General features: G+C 46.4%; 16 protein-coding genes and 3 tRNA genes. 8 read left to right on the top strand and 11 right to left on the bottom strand.

Going from position 1 to position 23,395, the window contains the following annotated elements; genetic code table 11:
- Window positions 1-97 precede the first annotated feature (97 nt).
- The 5 genes from P2H89_RS19160 to P2H89_RS19140 all read left to right on the top strand — a co-directional run bounded on the left by P2H89_RS19160 (window position 98) and on the right by P2H89_RS19140 (window position 5,918).
- On the top strand, window positions 98-1,612 hold the full coding sequence (locus P2H89_RS19160; protein ID WP_275829797.1) for a glycoside hydrolase family 32 protein: 1,515 nt from the start codon (window positions 98-100) through the stop codon (window positions 1,610-1,612).
- 113 nt (window positions 1,613-1,725) lie between these two features.
- On the top strand, window positions 1,726-2,796 hold the full coding sequence (locus P2H89_RS19155; protein ID WP_275829795.1) for an acyl-CoA desaturase: 1,071 nt from the start codon (window positions 1,726-1,728) through the stop codon (window positions 2,794-2,796).
- An 8-nt stretch (window positions 2,797-2,804) separates the two neighbouring features.
- The gene (locus P2H89_RS19150; RefSeq protein WP_275829793.1) at window positions 2,805-3,527 is read left to right on the top strand and encodes an iron-containing redox enzyme family protein; all 723 of its coding nucleotides are present in this window, start codon (window positions 2,805-2,807) and stop codon (window positions 3,525-3,527) included.
- 2 nt (window positions 3,528-3,529) lie between these two features.
- Window positions 3,530-4,825: a glycosyltransferase gene (locus P2H89_RS19145; RefSeq protein WP_275829791.1), complete on the top strand. Its 1,296-nt coding sequence runs from the start codon at window positions 3,530-3,532 to the stop codon at window positions 4,823-4,825.
- 118 nt (window positions 4,826-4,943) lie between these two features.
- Entirely contained in the window at window positions 4,944-5,918 is a 975-nt protein-coding gene (locus tag P2H89_RS19140) for a DUF3829 domain-containing protein (RefSeq protein WP_275829789.1), read from the top strand.
- Between the two features lie 126 nt (window positions 5,919-6,044).
- Here P2H89_RS19140 and P2H89_RS19135 read toward each other — a convergent pair whose 3' ends face one another.
- The 7 genes from P2H89_RS19135 to P2H89_RS19105 all read right to left on the bottom strand — a co-directional run bounded on the left by P2H89_RS19135 (window position 6,045) and on the right by P2H89_RS19105 (window position 16,147).
- Window positions 6,045-8,387 carry a TonB-dependent receptor gene (locus P2H89_RS19135; RefSeq protein ID WP_275829787.1) on the bottom strand — a complete coding sequence of 781 codons (2,343 nt, stop codon included), beginning with the start codon at window positions 8,385-8,387 and terminating at the stop codon, window positions 6,045-6,047.
- Window positions 8,388-8,489: 102 nt separating this feature from the next.
- Window positions 8,490-13,559 carry a C25 family cysteine peptidase gene (locus P2H89_RS19130; RefSeq protein WP_275829785.1) on the bottom strand — a complete coding sequence of 1,690 codons (5,070 nt, stop codon included), beginning with the start codon at window positions 13,557-13,559 and terminating at the stop codon, window positions 8,490-8,492.
- Window positions 13,560-13,766: 207 nt separating this feature from the next.
- Entirely contained in the window at window positions 13,767-14,294 is a 528-nt protein-coding gene (locus tag P2H89_RS19125; protein ID WP_275829783.1) for a DinB family protein, read from the bottom strand.
- 201 nt (window positions 14,295-14,495) lie between these two features.
- Window positions 14,496-14,581, bottom strand: a tRNA-Leu gene (locus tag P2H89_RS19120).
- A gap of 62 nt (window positions 14,582-14,643) precedes the next feature.
- Window positions 14,644-14,716: transfer RNA gene (locus tag P2H89_RS19115), tRNA-Gly, on the bottom strand.
- A 144-nt stretch (window positions 14,717-14,860) separates the two neighbouring features.
- Window positions 14,861-15,070: a hypothetical protein gene (locus P2H89_RS19110; RefSeq protein WP_275829781.1), complete on the bottom strand. Its 210-nt coding sequence runs from the start codon at window positions 15,068-15,070 to the stop codon at window positions 14,861-14,863.
- Between the two features lie 48 nt (window positions 15,071-15,118).
- Window positions 15,119-16,147: a glycosyltransferase family 2 protein gene (locus P2H89_RS19105; protein ID WP_275829779.1), complete on the bottom strand. Its 1,029-nt coding sequence runs from the start codon at window positions 16,145-16,147 to the stop codon at window positions 15,119-15,121.
- 173 nt (window positions 16,148-16,320) lie between these two features.
- Between P2H89_RS19105 and P2H89_RS19100 the strand changes: the two genes are divergently transcribed.
- The 3 genes from P2H89_RS19100 to P2H89_RS19090 all read left to right on the top strand — a co-directional run bounded on the left by P2H89_RS19100 (window position 16,321) and on the right by P2H89_RS19090 (window position 19,072).
- Window positions 16,321-17,472, top strand: a complete 1,152-nt coding sequence (locus P2H89_RS19100) for a HAMP domain-containing sensor histidine kinase (RefSeq protein WP_275829777.1) — start codon at window positions 16,321-16,323, stop codon at window positions 17,470-17,472.
- 91 nt (window positions 17,473-17,563) lie between these two features.
- Window positions 17,564-17,647: transfer RNA gene (locus P2H89_RS19095), tRNA-Leu, on the top strand.
- A 306-nt stretch (window positions 17,648-17,953) separates the two neighbouring features.
- Window positions 17,954-19,072 carry a site-specific integrase gene (locus P2H89_RS19090; protein ID WP_275829775.1) on the top strand — a complete coding sequence of 373 codons (1,119 nt, stop codon included), beginning with the start codon at window positions 17,954-17,956 and terminating at the stop codon, window positions 19,070-19,072.
- Here P2H89_RS19090 and P2H89_RS19085 read toward each other — a convergent pair.
- The 4 genes from P2H89_RS19085 to P2H89_RS19070 form a co-directional block, all read right to left on the bottom strand.
- A complete protein-coding gene (locus P2H89_RS19085) occupies window positions 19,049-19,300 on the bottom strand; it encodes a hypothetical protein (RefSeq protein ID WP_275829774.1) in 252 nt (83 codons plus the stop codon). The two genes, P2H89_RS19090 and P2H89_RS19085, sit on opposite strands and share 24 nt — an antisense overlap.
- A gap of 128 nt (window positions 19,301-19,428) precedes the next feature.
- Window positions 19,429-20,337, bottom strand: coding sequence for an SIR2 family protein (locus P2H89_RS19080; protein ID WP_275829772.1), 909 nt, complete (start codon window positions 20,335-20,337; stop codon window positions 19,429-19,431).
- Window positions 20,330-21,160, bottom strand: a complete 831-nt coding sequence (locus P2H89_RS19075; RefSeq protein ID WP_275829770.1) for a hypothetical protein — start codon at window positions 21,158-21,160, stop codon at window positions 20,330-20,332. Before P2H89_RS19075 ends, P2H89_RS19080 begins: the two co-directional genes overlap by 8 nt.
- Before the next feature lie 3 nt (window positions 21,161-21,163).
- The gene (locus P2H89_RS19070; protein WP_275829768.1) at window positions 21,164-23,395 is read right to left on the bottom strand and encodes a hypothetical protein; all 2,232 of its coding nucleotides are present in this window, start codon (window positions 23,393-23,395) and stop codon (window positions 21,164-21,166) included.

Below are 23,395 nucleotides of genomic sequence, written 5' to 3'. Positions count from 1 at the left end.
CCGGCAGCAGCACCCGATCCCGAACGTCGCGTGGCCTTCACTCGAAATTCCGTTAACTTTAGCAGGCATACTACCATTACTGCTAAAAAACGATACCATGCTGCCAGTAAAGCCGTTTCTTGCCACGATCGCCGCACTGCTGACCACTTGCCTCGCCATAGGCCAATCTGGCCTTAAAAGCGACCAGGAGCCCTTCCGGCCGTTGCTGCACTTTACGCCGCAGGCGCATTGGATCAATGATCCTAACGGCATGGTATACCACGATGGCACCTACCACCTCTTTTTTCAATATTATCCCGATGGTACCAAATGGGGACCCATGCACTGGGGCCATGCCACCAGCACCGACCTGTTGCAATGGCGCGAGCACCCCATCGCATTGTACCCCGATAGCCTCGGCTATATCTTTTCCGGCAGCGCCGTCGTCGATGCACAAAACACATCCGGCTTCGGCAAAGACGGGCAGCTGCCCCTGGTAGCCATCTTCACCCACCACGATCCCACGGGCGAAAAGAACCATACCGGAAAGTTCCAGCATCAAAGCCTTGCCTATAGTATCGATAACGGCAACACCTGGATCAAGTACGCCGGCAATCCCGTGATCCCCAATCCCGGTATCATCGATTTCCGCGATCCCAAAGTAAGCTGGCACGAACCCACGAAACAATGGATCATGACACTCGCTACCAAAGACCGCATCACGTTTTACTCCTCCCCCAATTTGAAAGAGTGGACCAAAGAAAGTGAGTTCGGCGAAAAGCTGGGCGCCCACGGTGGCGTATGGGAATGCCCCGACCTGTTCACCCTTACCCAGGCAGGCGTGCAAAAATGGATACTGATCGTCAACATCAATCCCGGCGGCCCCAATGGCGGATCGGCCACCCAATATTTTATTGGACAATTCGACGGACATCAGTTCACCCCCGACGATGAACAAACGCGCTGGCTCGATTATGGTCCCGATGAATACGCCGGCGTCATTTTCAGCAATACCGGCAAGCGGCGGATATTTATGGGCTGGATGAGCAACTGGGATTATGCCGACCGCGTGCCCACCGCCACCTGGCGCGGCGCCATGACCCTCCCGCGCGACCTGCAACTCGTTAAAACAAGCGATGGCTACCGCGTGGCCTCCCTGCCTTCTCCCGAAGTGAATAAACGCGCCAAACTGCTCACAGAGCGCCGCAACGTCGATATGCACCTGGACAAAGTACCCTTCGTAACACCACCCAATACGCCCTATGCCATCACCCTTAGGGGAGCTCGCCTGCAGGAATTCTCCGTACGACTGTTCAATGACGCCGGAGAAGAACTGATCGTCGGGTACGACCAGCAAAAAGGTCAATGGTATATCGACCGCGGCAAGGCCGGACAAAAAGATTTTGCCAATGGCTTTGCCCGCAGGCATGTGGCGGCACGCTTTACCAACTCCCCGCAATGGGATCTCCGGCTCATCATCGATAAAACCTCCATTGAATTGTTTGCCGATGGCGGCTTAACAACCATGACCTCGATCTTCTTTCCCACAACCTTGCTAAACAAAAGCCAGTTATTAGCTACCGGTCCAGTCAAGGCCGACATCACGCAGGTGCATACATTTTCGCCAGATTGATCCGCATATTATACCTGTTCAGCCAGTAAAACATTCACTACAGCCGTTTGTGCCGCACAATCGGGCATCTGCAACTGTTTGTGCCCTTTCTTTGCCCCGATTATACCTGATAAATGAACACCCAACACAGCACAACGGCATTCGAGCGCCAGCTGAGGGATCGGGTATCGGCTTATTTCGAAGTCAACCATTGCTCGAAAAAAGCCAATACGACCGCCTGGATCAAAACCTGGTCTCTCCTGGCAGTCTGGGTCCTTACGCTCGGCCTCCTGTATACCATCAAGACCTCCTTTGCTGGTTACCTGGGCCTGTACCTGCTGCACGGAATCGCGGCCCTGCTGGTCGTGTTCAATATCGGACACGATGCGGTACACCAAACACTGTCACACAAAAGCTGGATCAACACTGCCTGGGGCTACACCTTCAACCTCATCGGCGGCAACAGGTATGCCTGGCACCTGAAGCACAACCTCGCGCACCATTCCGCCACCAATATCCACCAATACGATCTGGATATCGAGACCACACCCCTCTTTCGCGTATCGCCCCATAGCCGGTATCGCCGGCATTACCGCTATCAGCATCTATACATATTGCCGTTATACTGCTTGATGTCGCTGCTGCTCGTATTCGTGATGGACTTCAAAGCGATGATGCTGATGCGGTACAACCGATCCCTGCGAACCCGGGTAATCAAATGGATCGGCCTGATCGCCGGCAAACTCCTGTATATCGGATACATCATCGTACTACCGGTATACACTTTACCCCTTACTGCAGGCGAAGTAGTGACCTGTTTCCTCCTGATGCACGCCCTGGTAGGCCTGCTCATATCCCTGGTCTTATTACCTTCTCACTTCATAGCGCCGGTGGCTTATTATGAACCATCCGAAACAGGTGGTCTGCCCTCCACCTGGACCATTCACCAACTATTGACAACCGTCGATATAGCGCCCCGCAGCCGGCTATTGAATGCAACCGTAGGTGGGTTAAACGCCAATGTGATACACCATATATTTCCAGCCATCCACCATTGCCATTTTCTGCCCCTCGTAAAGATCCTGGCAAAAACGGCCGCAGACCATCATATACCCTACTACCAGTATTCATTATGGAAGGGGATGCGGCAGCATATGGCCTACCTCAAAAAAATGGGGCAACCCGAAAACATTCATCATCCTTAACTCATCATATGTCGCCACAGCCTACCGGTATAGAACAACTAGATGCAGCCATCGCTACAGCATGGGCCAATATCTTTCAGTCGTCCTGGGCAACACGGTTCACCAATGAACGTGTGCGCAAAGACAAAAAGATCTATGCCCTCTACCTTACCCAGGTGTATCATTACGCTTATCACACGCCCCGCGTATTGGCGCTGGCAGGCGCCAACTTCAGCAACACCGATATCCACCTCATGCAGCATTGCTTTGAACATGCACTGGAAGAAACCGGTCATGAACTGATGGCCCTGCACGACCTCAAGGCCCTCGGAGCGGGTTATTGCGAGACCACCCTCCCGAAGATGCTGCCAGCCACAGAAGCCATGATCGGGTATGTGAAATGCCTCGCCACCAGCGATACACCTTACCGCGTATTGGGGTATAGTTATTGGATCGAACGACCCTACCGCTACATACTCTCGTTCATGGAGCAATTGGAAAAGGAGATGGAGCTCACCAAAAGTCAGCTCTCCTTTTACTACAACCACCTGCACATCGATCAAAAGCATGGGGCCGATATAGAGCAGATCCTGTTGCGCGTATGCCAAACCGAGGCACAATGGAATGCCATCGTTGAAGCATCCATAAAAAGCATGCAGCTCATGGCCGGCATGCTGCAGGAGATCATCTCTGCCTACGAACAACTCGATAGCTCCGCCACCCATTTCTCAGCTATACAATCGATCCAATAAGCATGCATTTCGGAATCATCTCTCCACCCGTACCTGGCCACCTGTATCCCAATGGGATGATCGCCCGCGAACTCATCAACAGGGGATATCGGGTAACGATCTACAATATTCCCGATACGCAGCCATTGATAGAAGCATTGGGCATCGGTTTTCATCCGATAGCTACCGAAAGGTTCCCACTCAATACCTGGCATACCAGCTGGGCGCCTGCCCGCACAGGCAGCAACCTATGGCGGCATTACCATGTGCTCAAACAACATATTGCCATCGCCAAAGCGATGCTGGAAGAATTGCCTGCGCTGATCAGTCAGCACGGCATTGATGTGCTGCTCGTCGATCAGTTGCAGCCGCAGGGAGCGGCACTGGCAGCACAAGCCGATATCCCCTTCTTAACCCTGTGTTCCATACTTCCGATTGCCGTGCGGCGCGATGGCAGAATGCCACCGGCCTTTGCCTGGTGGCATCCCACGGGCACACCACTCAACGGTTTGCTCAACCGGGCGGCACACCGCGCAGCGGCCCTTTTTTCAACACCCTACCTACGCATGGTAAACCACCAAATGCGGCAATGGCAATTGCCGGCATACAACAGCCTCAACGATACCTTTAGCCCCTTACTGCAGCTGGGTGTGATACCTGCCGCCTTCGATTATCCCGAAGCAGCCCAACCTCCCCACTATATCCCTTGTGGTCCGTTTGTAGAAAAACGCGAGCAGGTTCCATTTCCCTGGGCTTCCTTTAATAAAGACAGCCGGCCACTCATCTATGTATCGATGGGCACCATCCGCAACAGCATCGCGCCTGTTTACAAAGCCTTGCTGAAGGCGCTGGAGAAGTTTACAGCCTACAAAGTAGTGTTGTCGCTGGGTGGTTGGACAGGCAATACCATAGAGCTGGACGAAATTCCCCGCAATATCCTGGTAGTCGGCTATGCCCCACAACCGGAATTATTAGCCCAGGCTGTTCTCTGCATCACCCACGCCGGACCCGGCACCGTCATGGAGTGCGTACACCATGGGGTGCCGATGGTATGCATACCCGTTACCGACGATCAGCCGGCCATGGCTGCGCGGGTCGAGTACCACGCCATCGGGCGGCGGATACCCTGGCGCAAAGTGAATGCCGCCAAATTGGAAAGGGCCATACGCGAAGTATTGACCGATGCTCGGTTCACGGAAAAATGCCGGCAATTATCGGCCACCATCCAAAAGGACAGCGGAGCTTCCAAAGCGGCCGATGCCATCGAAGCCGCTCTGAAGATCAGGCCCCTGACGGTTCCGGCTACACAAACAGTTTAAAACCAGCTCCGGCACATTCATGGCTGCAAACAAGTGGTTCATCCGAAATCACTGGCAAACGAGGTAGTTCAACGGTATTTTACGGCCATTGGTCCGAAATAAATACTGGTCATACCTCATGAAATACAGAACAATATATTTATTACCGATCAGCCTGTTGGCATTTGGCGTCGGCTGTAAACTAAGCGCCGGAAAACTACAGGATGCTGGTAGTAAAATAGCTAGTAGCACCGGCCAATACGACGAATCAATAAGAATTGAATTGGTAGAAGTTTACCATGAAGCCCAATGGGAAGTGCGCTCCTGGGAACGAAACTATTCTGATTATATCGGTTTTAAAAAGGGCTCCGAAACCGATCCCGAGAACGCTGACGTCCGCCGTTACTTGTGGCTAACCTATGAATTGAATACCGGCAAAATCTCCTTTAAGGTCAAGGGCCTTGAAGAAAAGTTGAATAATGGCAATAGCTTACTCCAAAAACAGGTCGAAGCTTACTTAAAAGCCATCAAATCATTGCTGGAGGTAGCAGAACAGGTGAAGTCCTATTACAAGAAGACCAATTACAAAGATGATGCGCTGCTAAAGGGCAAAGCCCTGCACACACAACTGACCAATGCGTTTGTTGTCTATTTCAAAGCAGAAGAGCAAGTGAACGATATGCTCGAAGCACTTGAGAAAAAAGAACTGGAAGATATGCTGATCGAATCCAAAGATAAACGGCCGGTCAAATACAAAGCACTTCTGGTGTATAAATCGGCAAGAGTCTTACTGGACGCCACCCAGGCGAAAGGAGAAAAGCCGGACACGGCAGCCATCATCCACGCAAGTGCCAGCTATGAAAAAGAATTGGAGAAGCTGCAGGTATTACTGGCAAAAGAAAAGGGTCACGCGTCAAAAGCACCGCTGTTGACCAACGCTGAAAACTTCTTTGGTGCCTGCAATAACCTGCTTATCACCAGCAAAAACCTAACGCGCACATTCAAGCAACCCAGGGTGCAAAGGGAGAAGATCGAAGACCTTCGCACATCGCTCGTAAATGACTATAATAGTGTGGCAGAATATTTCAGTTACGTGCGCGGTATTGAACTGTAACCGCATCGTCAATCGCCGCTTTCCCGCTGACAAAGCACCTCATTACATTACGTTCAAAGACACCAAACGAAAAGGCCCTGGCGATTGTTTGCCCGGGCCTTTGCCTTGATAGCAAATTGATAACTGTTAAAACCTGAAAGCCACGCTGGCGATAAAGTTCAAAGGTTTCTGCGGACTACCATTCGTATTCCAGAACTGCTCATCCGTCAGGTTATTGCCTTTTAAGGAGATGCGGTATTTAACCTGATCATAGAAGATCGCAGCGTTGATCAGGGTGTAGGCAGGTAATTTGAACACGTTGGTCGATTCGAACCAGGAGTCGCCTACATAGTTACCACCGGCACCAAAACCCAAACCACGGGCTTTACCCTGCCGCAGCGTATAGCTTACCCAGATATTGCCCACATGACGGGGGCTGAAGGTGATGTACTTACCTTCCAATGCAGCAGCAGCCTTGCTATATCGGTTTTCGTTGAAAGCATACCCCGCAACGATATTCAAACCCAATACCGGGTTGGCAATCACTTCTGCATCAAAACCCTTGCTGTTTTGTGTACCATCCTGCACAGTAAAGTTCTTGCCATTGATCACTTCGATACGCGTGGAGTTGGTAACCGCAATATCATACAGGCTCACACTGCCGCTCAGTTTGTTCTTCAGCAGTTCAAACTTCACACCACCTTCCCACTGATTACCGTATTGCGGCTTCAGCTCGAGGATCGTATTATCAGGCTGTGTAGCGGGAGCCAGGTTCACAAAGCCGTTTACATAGTTACCGAAAACAGACAGCTGGTCGGGAATAAGCTGGTACACCAGGCCCAGCTTGGGCGAAAGCGAGTTCTGATTGTAGGCGCCTACGAATTTACCGGTGGCCGGGGTAAAGGTACCATCAGTCGTAAAACGGTCGAAGCGCAAGCTCAGCATGGCCATCAACTGCGGCGTGATGTTGAACACATCAGAAACATAGGCGCTGTAATTGATTTGTTTGGTGCTCGTGGTGGCAAAACCCTTCTGGCCCGAGAGCAATTCCAATGTAGGTACGCTCAGGTCTTTGGAAGGCGTTTTACGGATATTCAGGGTATCGTAGTTCACCGTTGCCCGGTAAAGCTCGTTATAGTTGTAATTGTAATCAAGGCCCACCACAATCCTGTTGCGCATGGAACCGATCAGGAAGTCGCCGATGAAATTCTGCTGCAACTGGATATTGCCAAAGGTCTCAGGCGTTTGGTTACGCACCACCCGGGCAAAAGTAGAGTCGTTCATCATGGTCAGCGAGGTCCAGTACAAGTGCTTGTAAAAACCTTCCGAATACAGGAAATTGGTTTGTGATTTCCAGCCATTGGAGATCTTATAGGTAGCCTGTGCCTGCACATTGTTGATACCATTGGCGACATCCACGCTATTGTTGATCATAGAACTCTTGTAGCCTAAAGGCAGGTCCTTGAAGTTGCGGGCCGTAATATTGTTCAGGTTGCCCAGCGCCAGCGAAACGACAGTATAATTGCTTCTGGTGATCTCAGCCTCGATATCAAACGTAAGGCGATCGTTGACGATATACGTAAAGCTCGGCGCGAATGTATAGTTCTTAGCGTATCCCTGGTCCTGGAACGAACCTTCCGATTGAGCCGCGGCATTCAGGCGGAACAGTGCCGCCTTCTCCTTATTGAGCGGCGTATTGATATCGGCCGTGATCCGGGCAAGTTCAAAACTGCCCGCCGCCAGGCTCACCTCACCACCAAATTCATCGTACGGCTTCTTGGTAACATAGTTGAACACACCACCGAATGTGATGTTCCGGTTACCGCCAAATAGGGTACCCGAGGGGCCCTTGATCGCTTCTACCCTTTCGAGAATGATTGGGTTCAGGGGAACAATGGCGCTGGTCATCATCCCATTCCGCATACCGATCGAGTTGGCAAAGCCGCGCATGCTCATACCCTGAGAACCACCGGCAGCAAAATTGGGTACAGCGCCGGGAATATTACGGTACATGTCCTGGCGTTCCACCACTACTTGTTCCTGCGCCAGCTGACGGCCAACCACACTATATACTTGCGGGTTCTCCAGGTTACGGAGCGGCAGGCGCGCCACCTGGTCGGAGTTCTTATTGGCGAATTTGTTCTTGGCATTCGTGATCACTACTTCCTGCAGCTGCGTATTGGAAACAGTGAGTTGTAAGGAAACGCCGGTGATCTTGTCTTTTTCCACGACCACTTCCTGCACCAGGGTTTCATAGCCGATCAGCGAAACCTCCAGTTGATAGGTGCCGGTAGCTACTTTGTAAATCGCGAAAGAACCGTCTTCTTCAGTAATGGCAGTTTTATTGGAACCTTTCAATTGTACGGTTACAGAAGAGGCCGGCTTCTGGTCATTCGTCTTTATTTGTCCTTTAATAGTCCCCGATTCCGGGTTATTGGCAAAAACATAGAGGGGTAACAGAAAAAAGAGAACACGAAAAAGTTGCTTCATAAACAGGGAGGAAATTTCCGGCAAAGGTGCCCCCTGGAAAGGAGCCGCGCCTTCGCAATCGGGAAATCTCTTTACGAAATAAGAAACCTTTCTGTTCAAAATCTATCTCATCAGGTACATTTTGCCGTAACCGTTGTTGAAATACTGCGCGGTGTTGTCATTATCCGCTTTATACTTATCCAGCGATTTTCCGTTCAGCGTGGTCACCACACGGTATAAATACACACCATTGGCCAGTTTCTGACCGTACTGATCCGTGCCATCCCACTTAAACTCAGTAATATTTCTTCCAATATGTACCGGTCCCAGTTCGGCCATCGTAATTTCCCGCACGATCTTTCCCGTTACAGTCAGTATCTGCACTTTCAGGTTCTGCGGCAGTTCGCTGCCCGTTAAGGTAAACACAAAGGCTGTTGACGTGCTGAACGGGTTGGGATAGTTCAGCAGGTTCGAGATCATCGCTTTGTTGATCACTTTGAAAGCCACGCGGTAATCCCTGCCGGCCTTATTGCCACTCTCGTCCCTCCCCCTCACATGCAATTCGTATTCGTCACCCTCGGGATTGAGCTGATGGGTGAAAGCCGGGGTAAAATCCAGCACAGCCGAATTGTCTTTGCCACTGGTAGCCGGCGTAAACCGTAAGGTGTCATTGTCAACCTTAAACTCGCGCATGGTGCCATTGGGATATTTCACTTCCAAAGCCAACAGGCTGGTATCACTCAACAACAGGTGTTTGGCATCATCTTTCAACCGTATCTGTATGTGCGGTCTCGCCGATACGATATCGCGGTTGAGGATATGCACCCCATCGAACGTAACATCGAGGAAGGGATTCGTGTTATCCGGTTTCACATAAAAGTTACGGTACAGGAAATTATTGAAATGATATTGCTCAAACTGGTCATTGTCCGGGTTCACCTCTATATACAGGGTATTGTTGCCCACATACTCCTGGGTGGGAATATCCAGTTTCAGCTGTATGGTATCGCCCGAAACAAGTGCCTTTTGCTTCGGATAAGGAATTACATGCGGTACATTGTTGTGATCGGTGATCACTACTTTGATCTTCACACTGTCAAAATCATAATGACTCAGATTCTTATAAGCTATCCTGAACTTAAGCGCCTCGCCGATCTCGAGCGAATCCTTCCCCTCAAAATGCAGGTTGGCAGCAAGCGCTCCTTCGGGCAGCGGTTTGTAAAACACGCGCCAGTAATCGAGCTGGAAAGGGGTAAGGCGGATGGAATCCACATTGCGCATCCTCAACCGCATAAAGGGATATGTTTTGGCGTCCACATTCCGCAGATCCACATGCACATCGCCCTTGCCCAGTGTAAACAGCTTTTGTTCCGAAAACGTTTTGGTAATGCCGATCACATCGACGGTAGGCTGGTCGGTGGAAGGCGTTTCGAGCGACCGGCCCTTCCAGTCAACTTCAGTCCACGCAGCGGCCGGACCGAAGATGGGTGAATTGATATATCCAAGGGTGTCCGGTGTATAACACTCCACTGTCAAATTAACCCGGCTTGTAAGTTCTTTACCCACATCCCATTTCGGCACAAAAGAGGCATTGTCTCCTTTCTTGTATACGAAGGCCCAGGGAACGGATTTATAGACGGAATCGATATCGATGAAGCCAGCTTCCAGCAATTTATGGTACAACGACCTGTTGGCACCATACAGGAGTGTATCGTTCTTCCAGGTTTGTATGTACGACTGTGGGTTATTATGAAATGTACTCTTCACAACTACATAAGAGCCTACGGGGATACTGTCCATAAAGTCCATCATCAGTTTCCTGGTCTCAGGGTAGAGGTATTCGAATTCAAAATTGTACCACCTTGTTTTATGACAATTGGAAGAGCCGCTTTTGAACCGGTATAGATTATCAGGTATGGAGCCACCGTTGTCTTTTACGTTGATCCAGGGTTTAAACGTTACCGAGTCGAAAACATGAAACACCAGGGAATTGCCCACGCAAACACTCGCCATCATATCCCTGTCGTTCACTGTTACCCAGTATTCATCTTCCGTGTTGCAGGTACCGCCCCAGATGCAGTTCTTGATCTGGATCTTGTTCTTTCTTTTACCATATTTCCATTGGCGGCTACCCGCTTCCAGGTAAATACGCTCTCCGCCAGATTGTTCGTGCTGGAAAAAGTGCGATTGATTGTACCCTTCTACGTCTTTCATAAACGCGAAAGACTGGTTGAACCATTGGTAAGCACCGCCATTTACCGGCACGGGCGAAATACGCCAGTAATACACGGTACTGTCTTTGTAAGTAAGTTCAGGATCGTACTCGACAATACCGCCGGAGGCCGAGATTACCCGGCTTTTTTTATCGAGCGAGTTAAATTCGGCGCTCGTATCTATTTCCACCACATAGTCCTTCAATACGCTGAATGGATCGGCCGTGGTGGCGTAAAGTTTTTGCGTAGGTTCCTTGATGATCGAAAGATGGTAAGGGTAGGCCGGCCTCGCTTCATCCTGGAAAATATTGATCTCTTTAACAGCGGTATTATTACTTTCCGACACTTCATCGATAGCCCCTTCTTCATCGATCGTAACGGTGAGGATATGCCTTCCCTTATCGCGCGTGGCCACAATAGGAATATTGATGGTCACCGAATCACTGTGCGGAATGCCTGCTATTTTCTCTCGGTACACCACGGTAGTAGATCCGTCCGGGTATTGCTGTTTTACCTGCACTACGATGGGCTGGTCGGTCGCTTTACCCAGGTTCATCAGCCCCACCTTCATTTGAAAATGTGTTTCCGCGATCGATACAAAGGAGGGATTTATCCTGATCGATGATTCCTCTACCACATAATCGGGTTTGGCCTGTCCGTTGATACGTATGGCCGGGTCGCCATGAATGGTGATCTGCTCCATGTGTATCCTGCTCATAAAACCGGTGGCCCCGCCATCGAGCATGCGCTGAAAGGCATCGCGGGTCGTTTCACCCAGCGATTTTCCGGCATTGGCGGCGGTTATTTCCTGGTACAGCCTGGTGAGGTAGTAATGCAGGGTACCGATTTCGCCATAGTGGGTGCTGGCCACAAAGGCAATACTGCCGCGTTGTTTGGCGAGCACGAATTTCTCCGACAGGGTTTCGTTCGAAGTAAAACGTTGCCGGTAAAAAGTATAGAAATTACCCGCATTACAACCATTCACCAGGAATACGGGGTACTTGCCCTGGTTGTTATAGTTCTGCGGATTGTCGAGGTTAAACTCCAGCGTGGTGGCCGACGAGTGACCGAAATAGTTGAGCACGCTGAGGCCTTCGGAAAAAAGCTTCGAGATCTGATCACTGGCAAACTGATCGGAGGTATTGGCGGAGGTTTTGCAAAAGTTAGCCACCTTACCACCAAACGAAGGCCCTTCAGACATTTGCTTATACATGCCCATGTAGTTGCACACCACCGTGCCATGGTGGGCATCGCTGATGCCGGTAACCTGCACCATGTTTTTCATCCAGGCGCGGCCGGCAATGGTATTGGGTGCATTTTGCTGGGCGTTCTCATACTCCTTCACCTTCGCCAGGTAGTCTTCGATCTCGCTGCCGTGCACAACCGACAACCGGCCGATCGGCGTTACCGGGATCGTGCTCGACGTGGTAAGCGTGGTCATCAGGTTATCCGAAGCGGGGTAGCCAAAAGTAGGTACCAGATTGAGCTGGTCAGTAATAGGATCAGTGATGTTTCGCTGGTAATGCACGTAATGCATCCCCCGCCCCATCAGCAGCACATATTTTAATTCCCTCGAAAACTTTTCTCGTTCATAGCGAATAAAATTCCTGACCGAAAGCGGGTGTTTCTTGATACCAAATGCAAACTGATCGACCAGTTCATCGATCTCGGCCACCAGCACTTTAAAACCGCCGCCTTGCACCGATTCGCGATAAGCTTTATAATCAAGTACGGGATTATTACCCGCCGAGCCTTTATACAAAGAGGGATGTGTAATGATCAGGTAATTGCCTTGTTGGGCAGCCTGCGAAAAATCGGTAAAGGTTTTGGAGACCAATTCATTCACCATCCGCACGTTGCCTGCTTCGGCATTTACCAGTATCAGGTCGCGTGCTGTCGCGAGGCCTGGCAAAGCAAAGGAGATGTATCCAGGACGGGCAGTCAGGTTGCCCACGTAACGTTCGCCCGAGGCCCTATCGTATAACACAGGCGGCGTACTTCCATAGTCAAACTCGGTAATCTCTAAATGATAGCCCGCAGCTTTGGCGGGCAGTTTGAATTTAAAATTCTTTACCCCACCAAACTTGAAGAGGCGCGGATAGGTGATGTCGAAATAGGAAATGACCATCCGGTCGGTGCCAACGGCCGAGGCATTGGCAAACACCACATCGAACGTGCCGCTTTTAATGCGGTCATTGGGTAAAGTAACAGCCGTATGCAGGTCGTAGAAATAATTCATGGATTCATCCTTGACCAGCGAATTATTGACAGTGACTTTTATGTTCCGGGCATTCATGGCATTGCCGCTGGCCCCAAAGCGCATGGTGGCATCCGGGCCTCCTGCAAACACCTGTAAGTTGCTCACCTTCGCAACGAGATCACTGCCGGGCGCAATTGGGTTTGAAGACCAATATTCACCCCGGTCGTAGGCAGATGAATACAGGTATTCATTTAAGACAGACGCCCATCCCAGGTTCTGAGTATTCCTGAAATAATTACCGTAGGTGTAGGTCAACCATTCTTCCACAGGGGGCACCGGACCGCTGAGGTTGTTGACTACTGGCTGGTACTTCGACCCCGATTCGTCGGTATTGACGCTCAGAAAATACACCACGGTATCGGTGATCAGGTTATAGCGATCGGTATGTTGAAAAGCAGCATCAAAATACAGAGCCCGGTCTGGCGCACCATCATTGGGTTCGGCATAAAACTCGAGATAACCGGTAGCAGGCAAAGGCCCATTGGGTACCGAAGGATAAAAGGGAACGGGCTGGCCGTTGCGCCAAAGTTCAAAATACTGTACAGCGGTATTACCAAGCCCCACGGCATCGAGGGTAGCTTTGGAAATGCGCGTTACCCCTTCATTCGCCACTTTGAATTTATAATACGTTTGGTTGAATTTGATCCACTCGTTGTTATACGACTGTCCCTGGCCCTGCAGGGCAACCAACAAAAGCAATAACGTATATAACTTTTTCATAGAAGATCAGAAATGTGTTCAAAGCAAATCGAGCCAAAACAACCACAAAAAAGCATCCTTAATCCATATGCGAAAGTAAAATCGGTTAAAATGTCAATAATAGCTGTGCGACCATTGAAAATCAAGGTTGACCGGCAGCGGTAGAGTGGTTAAAAACACGAAGGCCCGGACGATGTCCGGGCCATTGGGCTATTTACATAGTAAGTATTAGAATAATCTTTCCTGCGGAGGCTTCACCCCTTCCAGGCGAAGGTACACGGTAGTTTGTCCGCGGTGGTGAGTCTGGTGTTCAAAAGCCTTTACTACTGTTTCACCTTTGGTGAGGTCGAAGCGGCCAAACAGTTTGATCTTTTCACTTTGCTGGGCGGGTGTGAGTTTTTTAATGGAAGCGATCATGTAATCGTATCCGGCCAATACCAGTTTGGTAATGTTCGCTTTCGATTTATCGGTCGTTGATTTCTCCAAACCGGTTACAGGAGGTTTCTCTCCGAGCGCTGTAGCCGCAAACATGTAGTTGGCATCGGTGAGGTGCAACATTTGTTCGGCAAAGGAGCGCATATCGGGCGTTGGCTTGAAACCATATCCCGAATCGGGCATCGCATCCAGATACTCTTTGGTGTAGGCTTTCGCCCTTTCCCATTCTTTAATAACGTCGTCGGTGGAAGATTGGCCTTGAGCGGCAATAGCGCCGGCAGTCAGTAAAAACAAGAAGGCCCATGTTCTGAGCATTTTCATACCTGATTGTTTTTTGAGTTGGTTACTAAGATGAAGTGATTGAGAGCAGTTCTCAAATCTTTATCGAAAGTAGCGAATTCGCGATCATAAAATTGACCACATATCAACAACTGTTTTGGGTTGCAATCCAATTGCGGGGCCTGTAAACCTATCCTTCCAGCTAATAAAAAAGCCGCTCGGATGGAGCGGCTTCTTTATATGTACCCGGGAAGGGAGTTGAACCCTTACTCGCCTTTCGGCAAACAGGATTTTAAGTCCTGCGCGTCTACCGATTCCGCCACCCGGGTGTCACTAGTGACGTAAAGGGAAAAAAAAAGCAGATACTAATGTAATCTGCTTTTTTTCTCTGAGCGGAAGACCGGGCTCGAACCGGCCACCCCGACCTTGGCAAGGTCGTGCTCTACCAAATGAGCTACTTCCGCTTATGAACTCACATCCGTGTAATCTTCAGTGAGTCAGTGTTTTATCTTTTTAAAGAGCTTGCTTCGTGATTGGGAGTGCAAAGATAGATAACTAATTGAAATCTCAAAATCTTTTTAAAATTTTTCTGATCTTTTTTCAATCAGTTATTTGTACTCCGGAGTATACAAAGTATTGGAAGGCACGTTCACTTCGGGCTTTCCTTTATAGCTGTGTTTGTACAGGCTATAGCAACCGCCCAATACAAAAGCTACCAAACAAAATACTTGCAGGTAAAACAAGAATACAGAGGAGTCAACCCAACTGCTCTTGAAGTCTTTACTCTTTGTGTGTTCTATCTCTTGATGTTGATCCATAATCAATTAAGTGATTGCGATGCAAAAATAATGATCCAATTGAAAAAATCAGCTTTTCTTGCCAACAATTTCTGCAAAGGTTTTCTTTCCTTCTACAAAGTGGCTCCAGACAACGCTTTTATGCAAATATCCCTGCAATTTTCCTGTGCGGGTAGGAGGAAAAACGCTTTGTTTTTGCTTGAAAAGCCACCAACTTATAAAAGCGACATGTGCTTTGAACACCGCGGTGAAATATTTTCCTTCGCCAGCAAATAACGATTTAAAAGCAGAAACAGTATCCAGCCAGAAACGATATAATATTTTCCAGGTAGCCATGCCGGCCGGCATATTCTTCGCCATCATGATGAGGTTGTTGCGGAAATTCAAAAACACTTTCTTCGAATTTCCTTTGGGCAACGTGCCACCACCTACATGGTATACTACCGACTGCGGACAAACATATACCTGGTGACCTGCCAGCTGCAAACGCCAGCACAGGTCGATCTCTTCCTGGTGTGCGAAGAAGAACTCATCCAGACCGCCCATTTCATGATACAACGACGCCCGAATGAACATCGCCGCGCCACTGGCCCAGAAGATCGGCGCCGCATCATCATACTGTCCCCTATCGGCTTCACAGAAATCGAACACACGGCCACGGGCCATGGGATAACCGAGGTAATCGAGCCAGCCGCCTGCAGCGCCTGCATATTCGAATAACAGGCGGTTATGGAACTGTAATAATTTGGGCTGGCAGGCTCCGATCGTCCTATCCCCTTCCATCAGCGCGATCACCGGTTCAATCCATCCCGGTGTTACTTCCACATCCGAATTGAGCAATACATAATAGTCGCCCTTTACCTGTTTCAGCCCTTCATTGTACCCTTTCGCAAAGCCGTAGTTGCCGCCGTTGCGCACGATCTGCACCTGGGGATAGTTGGTTTCTACAAAAGCGATGGAGTCATCGGTCGAAGCATTGTCGATCACGACGATGTTCCGGTTCGTCCAGGTAGAAGCCTGTACCGAAGGCAGGAACTGCTCCAGGAATTTGCGTCCATTCCAGTTCAGGATGGCTATGGATACCGAAGGTTGATTCATATAAGTAATCGGGGCGTCCGTTGTTACGGGATGCAAAGGAACGCATTTTATCAATTCTTAGTATTTTCCAACGTCTATACTACAGATTTACAACAACTTTATTAATTAGTTACATTGCAACCGGTACCGGATGTCGTTTCATCCGGTACAACCCAACAAAAACCGGCCTGTACATGATTAGACCGCTGTTAAACTGGAGAACGGGATTAGCCATCATCGCCATCGCCATCGTGAGTGGTACCATCTTCTATTCGCAGTTCCTCGCCAGGCGTATCGCCCAGGAAGAGCGACAAAAAGTGGCGCAATGGGTAGAAGCCGGCAAACTATTGCTGAACGATACTACGGGCATGAGCGATAAGCTGGTCAGCATCATCATCTCCGAAAACAGGACCATCCCCATTATCGAGACCGACGAGCACAACAATATCACCCAGTACATCAACCTCGACTCGGCCAGCATTGCGCAAGACACAAACTATGTCAAAGAAAAGCTCAAAGAATTTGCCAAGCAGAACGATCCTATCGGCTGGGCGGATCCGCGCGACAGTACGCGCATCAATAATTATTACTACGGACACACTACCCTATTGAACCAGGTGGCTTATTATCCGCTGGTGCAATTGCTGATCGTAAGTCTGTTTATTATCATTACGCTTACCGCACTCACCACCAGTTTCAAATCGTCGCAGAACCAGGTATGGGCGGGCATGGCGAAGGAAACGGCGCATCAGTTGGGCACGCCCCTCACCTCCTTGCAGGGCTGGGTGGAAATGATGCGTGATATGCCCGGCAATGAAAAGCTGGTGGCGGAGATGGAGAAGGACGTGGGCAGACTCAAGCTGGTATCCGACAGGTTTGGCAAGATCGGCAGTACGCCGCACCTGGAGCAGCACAATGTGGTGGCGCAGGTGGGCACCATGATCGAGTACATCCGCAAGCGGGCTCCCGGTAAAGTATCGTTTACGCTCGATACGGCGGGCATGGACAATATTCCGGCACATATATCGCCTCCGCTGTTCGACTGGGTGATCGAAAACCTGTTGAAGAATGCGTTGGATGCGATGGAGGGCAAGGGAAGTATTGCGGTGCAGGTAAAGCAGCAGGGGGAAGAAGTATTGATCGATGTGACTGATTCGGGCAAGGGCATTGCGCGGCAGAATATCCATAAAGTGTTCAAACCTGGCTTTACGACGAAGAAGCGTGGCTGGGGGCTTGGATTAAGCCTCAGCAGGCGGATTATCGTGCAGTACCACAAGGGGCAACTGTTTGTAAAGCAATCTGAACTGAACAAAGGGACCACATTCCGGATTGTTCTAAAAAAATAAAGAACTTTTTTCGCCAATTGCATTTTTATAACAGAAACGTGCTACATTTGCCTCCCGAATTTCAGATTACGGTCTGAAAAACGGAAAGGTCGCCCAGGTGTTGAAATTGGTAGACAAGCCACTTTGAGGTGGTGGTGCTTTCACCGGCGTGCTGGTTCGAATCCAGTCCTGGGCACACAGACCCCTTGTAAATAATTGATTTACAAGGGGTTTTTACTTTTAGGTTTGTCGATTTCGTTCGTTTTCTTTCGCTTTTGCCCGCTTTTTCTGACACCTAAATGACACTCAAAATGACACTCAAATTTTCCTCCGGGAAGCGGCACTTTGTCAGCAAACAAACATCATTATTTCTTAGTCGAATTTTCTCCAACATTTTACTCCAAGTCGATTCAAGATTTATTCTCCCTCCAACCGGTAGCCCCAATTCAATGTTCATGGCATTAAGGTTGAGCAATTCTTTTACCTTTTAATCTTGTGAAGTATGAATTTTTGGAAGAAACGGAATAAGAAAGGTGACAAGATCTATTTTCATTATGATTTTGGGCGTGGTAAAGGCCAGCGACCAGTCACCGGTGTATTTGTTTACACCAAGCCCAAAAACCAAATAGAAAAGAATCATAATAAGGAAGCTCTTGCTTTGCTGGAAACGAAAAAGTCAGAACTCATTTTAGACAGACAGGCCATCGGTAGTAGCTTCATGCCTTCACATAAATTCAAAAGTAATTTCCTGGATTATTACGAGGAATATGTGAGGTTAAACAAGAAGGAAAATAATCGACATGTTCAGGGTAGCCTCAATCATTTCCGTGAATTCTTAAATAAAGAAGCCAACCAAGACGTTAAAAGTATATCACCACTTGAGATAACTGAGAATCTCTGTAAAAGATATAGGCAATATCTTTTAGATAATTTCAACGGAGACACCCCTGCCAACTACTATGCTAGATTCAAACGTTGTATGGCAGCAGCAACCAAAGATGGTTATTACCGCATTAATCCTTGCGAAGATGTTAAATCAAAAACCAATCCATCCAAAAATCTGAAAGAGATTCTGGAAGTAGATGAGTACTTATTATTACTCAAAACTCCATTCTTTAATCAGGAAATTGCAGAAGCTTTTATATTCTGTTGCTATACCGGTCTGCGCTACGTAGATGTATATACCCTTAGTTGGGGACAAATCAAAGAAAACAAACTGGTCACAAGAATTATTCAGGCAAAAACCGGCCAGCCGGTTGAATTAACCCTCCATCCTATAGCAAAAGCGATTCTTAAACGAAGAAAAGAAAACAAACCCGAGGCGGATCCAAATGAAAAAATATTCCTACTGTTAACCAATGATGGTTGTAACAAAGCACTGCAGCAATGGGTGGATCGAGCAAGAATAAAAAAGCATATCACCTGGTCATGCGCTCGTCTCAGTTTTTCAATTCTTTTGCAAGATCAATTAGTGGATAATGCGACAGTAGCTTATTTATTAGGCCATACCAGTACGGAACATGTGAACAGGACATATAAAAGACACCGGCCAAAGGATCAATCCAAAACAATAGATCTACTTCCGTCGCCAGATCTTTTACCCTACTTTCTTCAACTTTAAAGCACCAGCGGCTACTTTCAACTTGGATGGCTGACCGGATAAAAAATGATCAAGGTCTTCCTTTTTAAAATAGCCGCTGCTGTTTTTATAAATGCCATATTCTTCGCATTTTATTGCAAATTGCGTTCTTCCCAAATTGCAATAAATCAAAGCCTCTTCCGGTTTTAAATATGGCTTAAAGCATAGAGCTATCGATCGCATTACCAGCAATTCATCATTTTTTATCATTTTTTCACTGTTTTCTACAACATGATAAACGAAACTGGAAAATACAATGAATTATCCTTGATTTAATCCGGGAAATATCTATTTGCTTAATTTGATGTAAGATGAATTAGAAAAAGTAGATAGAAAACTCATCTATTATTCAAGGCGCTCTGAGCTATCCGAAATAAATTTGGGGGTATTTTTTCCTTTTGCAAGGTACATGGTATAATACCGTGCTTTATAGCTTTCTCCTTGAACTCTTGTTCGTCTACGTTTTTATATGATGTAATGAATGCAATTCCATAGGGCTGGTCTCTCACCAATTTTTCCTTTTCATACCAAGCATTCGCTGCTCTCAGATATCTACAAATATCATCTTCTATACTTTCAGGGGATAGTCCAATCGTCAAAAATACATGATGTCTATAATACTCATCCATTATTACTCGCCAATAAGAATCGATAGTTTCTCTATCTTCGAATTCCTCCTTACTGAAAACTATAGTTGAGGAGTCGTCACCAAATTCAGGCGAATGAGGCAAGTACCCATGAATATGGGTAATTTCAACATCCGCAAATTTCTTAAATAAATCAAGAGGACTTGAGTTTTTTACGCTTAAACCATTAGTTTGAAGATACCATTCCAAAACACTGTCAAAATTATATGTGACAATGTGATTCACATTTCCCCGCATTTTTCCTACCATCAATGAAGTTATAGCAATCAAAAGGTCTTTTTTTGCCATTCCAAAATCAAATTCAATGCCTTCGTATAGTTTTTCTTTAACTAACGACAAATACCGTAATCCACTTTTATCTTTAATCTTCGACGATGCCCTTTTTAAATCCGTATCAGTAGTTATGGCATAACCAGGCAACACTTCTTTTGCACACCTGCTTACTAAATTGGTCCAATCAGGAAGATCAAGCCCCTTCGAAGCACCCGAACCGAGCATTAAACCAAGACATCCCTGCTTCAAATAGGAGCTTAGTAGATCAATACATTTATCTACATCGTCCATGTATTCCTCCAAGTTCAACCCGTAATAATTATTCATCGTCCAAAAGATTTTGAGAACTTAAAAATGTACTTTTTTCTAGACTTTTGATTTCTGAGAAATATAAATAGATATACCTAAGAAGCGCTAAATCCTCTAAATAAGTTTCTCGCTTAAGCCAAAATCTGAAGTTACCGATTCTGTCAAAAGATAATTCTATTTGACCTTTTGCGCCTTTCTTATCAATGTCCTTGTGTAAAAGATCACACTTTACTCTAAGCGCTGTTGCTTCAATTGATATTTCAGTACTGGAATTTAAAACATCATAAATTTTGGAGTTAAGGGGATTTACGCCTAACAAGCTTACCTTATTCGCATTAGCAGACTCTTTAACTTCAGCAGTATATTTTGTTATATCAATATTAAATCCTTTTCTTTCAATAGATGTCACTCTTTCTCCATTGACCCTGTCTTTCAGATAAGACAAAACTGATGGAACATTTGATTTCAAAAACTTTGGGAAAATGCCCTTTTCTTTAAAAGATTTCTCGATATACTTTGAGAACTTTGAATATGGAAAGCAAAGAAACCAAACACTCGAATCTGGATTAACTTTGCCATAATAAAAGTCATACCAATAATACACGGAACCCTTAACTTTTCTACTAATATTGCTAGTCAACAACGTTTCACTTCCGAAAGGCGACTCAAATTCCATTTGCATGTGAAACAATCCATCGCCCTTTGATTTGGAACCGCTTAAAACCTCACATTCATAGTGCCTGTCAAACACTTCAGGTATGCTATTCCAATTTCTTAATTTCTCGGATTCGAAGAAAAGTAAATAATAGTGATGCGATGTTGCAATAATAGATTCAATCATAGTTCATGAAGATGAGCTTAAGGAAATAAGTAGCCATGCCGATGTTCTTTCTTTTTTGGAATCGCCAAATAAGCGGGTACTGTCATTTGTTTCTCGAATTAGTTGATCAAGTGCAAATCTCACCTTGCTTTTAATCTCATTGCCTTGGAACGAATTTCTCTCAATATCATACAAAACTCCAGACTTACTATAATCCCCTTTCGGTAACCGATTCTTGTCCGAATTATCAAGATACAATTCAAGCTCGCCTACAAAAAAATTGTACACCATGTCCCCAACAACGATACAATTATAAAAACGCGTTTTTAAATCTTCATCCTTATCGTCTTCAAGCGCTTCTCTAATTCTTTTAAAAAGATAAGCATTTTGATTTTGATCAGCAATTTTATCGAGCACTAAGAGGAATTTCTTCCTGGCCTTGTTAAACCTCTCGGGAAGAGTTCCAGTTTCGTTTAAAGCGGTGATTATAAGGGTGCGCAAGATATATTGTCTTAAATCAGTTGCGACAGTAGTAACCGTCGACCAAGACGCCCAAATTGATTGTAGATATACTTCAACCTGCCTACTATAAATGTAAGAGTAGTCAATAACGTGTACGAATATTTCGGTAATGTCTTTGTAATGATTTAGTATAATCTCTTTAAGTTGTGGTGCAGATGGTAGATTATACTTTTTCTTCCTAGATGTATCCGTCTTTAACTCATTTATTTCTTTTTGATTACTAGGATAACTTAGTGATCCATAATAAGAATGATTGACACAATACCTAAATAAAACAAAAATAAAGAAATCCTTATAAGTCGTATTTGAAGGAAGGCCTCTTTTATTTATACTTTGAAAAACATCCGCCAGCTTTTGAAGATATTGCTCAAGCCATTTCTCGTAATCTCCGTTTTTAGAATTATGAAGAGGTAATAGAAGATTATTTAAAATCAATCGGACATGGTTATGAATAATTTCGTGGGTATAATTAATTACATTCCATTGAAGAGAGTTCGCCTCCACTAATACTTGAAGTGCGGCGGTTGCCGAAAAATCATATTCCCTAAATCCGAGTCTTCCACTAAAAAAAGCTAATCTAATAAAAAAATCACTCGGCAAAGACTTTAATGTCCTTAGAGGATTAGACTCCTTCAAAACACTATTCCGCACTGAGTCCTTTTTCCAAATCTCGACATCATGTCCCGAAAGGGACATGAATGAATTGAGAATGTTTAAATCCGAAAGCATACTAGATCCATATAGACAATCGTCGATGCTTTCAAACGGCAGGAAATAGAATGCACTTTCCAATTGCACAAGTAGCTCCGTTAAAGAAGAAATTGCAGAGCCTACCCCCAATAATGAATGTCTTTGAATTATTCCAAAATGATCAAATAACGGGAAGGTTCCTGAGTAAGTTTGGCTATAAACATACGAAAGAGCAGAGTTAAACTGAATCAATCGTCCGTTATAGTCATTTATAAGTTCCTCACGTATTTTAAGAAATGTATTATCTCTTAATACATCATCCGATTTCTCATTATAAGAATCATAAATAGATTTTAAATGGAAATTTTCAGGCACAAAATCTAAATCTCCATATAAAAAGGACAGGTCATTAATAAGCGCCAAGCTCGCATCAACAGTTTTGCAATGTTTCTCGTAGTATCTCGGCGTGAATTTTTTGGATGCACTTAGAAATTTATTCGCAGATAGGATAAATTCTGAAACGGTGAACTTCAAATGTAAAGGAAGCTTATCTGAAACCGTTATCGATATTTGATCAGCGACCGAAGTGTGATGATCCAACTGCGAATAAGGGAATTTGTGTTTTAATATCTTATTATCCTTAATACGCCAAGTTTCAGAAGCTGTAATATTCGCCTCTTGCTTGAGCTTCTCAATAATTTGTTTGGAGACCTCTCTCTTAGCTGGACGTTCTATTATGACCACATTCGCAAGCCCCAGAGAAAACCATATTTCATTATCAAGTTGAAGACTGCTAACTAATTCCTCGAGAATGGGAAAAATCTTAGGAACCATCAAAAACGTTATCAGTGTTCCATCTTCAAGTTCAGGCCGAGCTGACACGCCATCTTGTTTAACGGAAAACAAAGGGCTACTAATAAATGAATTAGCTAGTTGTAAAGAACTAGGATCCTCATCCGCGAAGTGAATTATAGCATCAGAATAATTGGGAAAACCTGTATCAACGCCTTCTACAACAAGAAAGAAACGAAAAATTTGACTCAA

Origin of the sequence: Paraflavitalea sp. CAU 1676 (assembly GCF_029223285.1) — a bacterium.
In the GTDB taxonomy this organism is placed as follows: Bacteria; Bacteroidota; Bacteroidia; order Chitinophagales; family Chitinophagaceae; genus Paraflavitalea.
The sequence above is the reverse complement of the archived record's forward strand: the minus strand, read 5'-3'. Positions and strand labels throughout refer to the sequence as shown.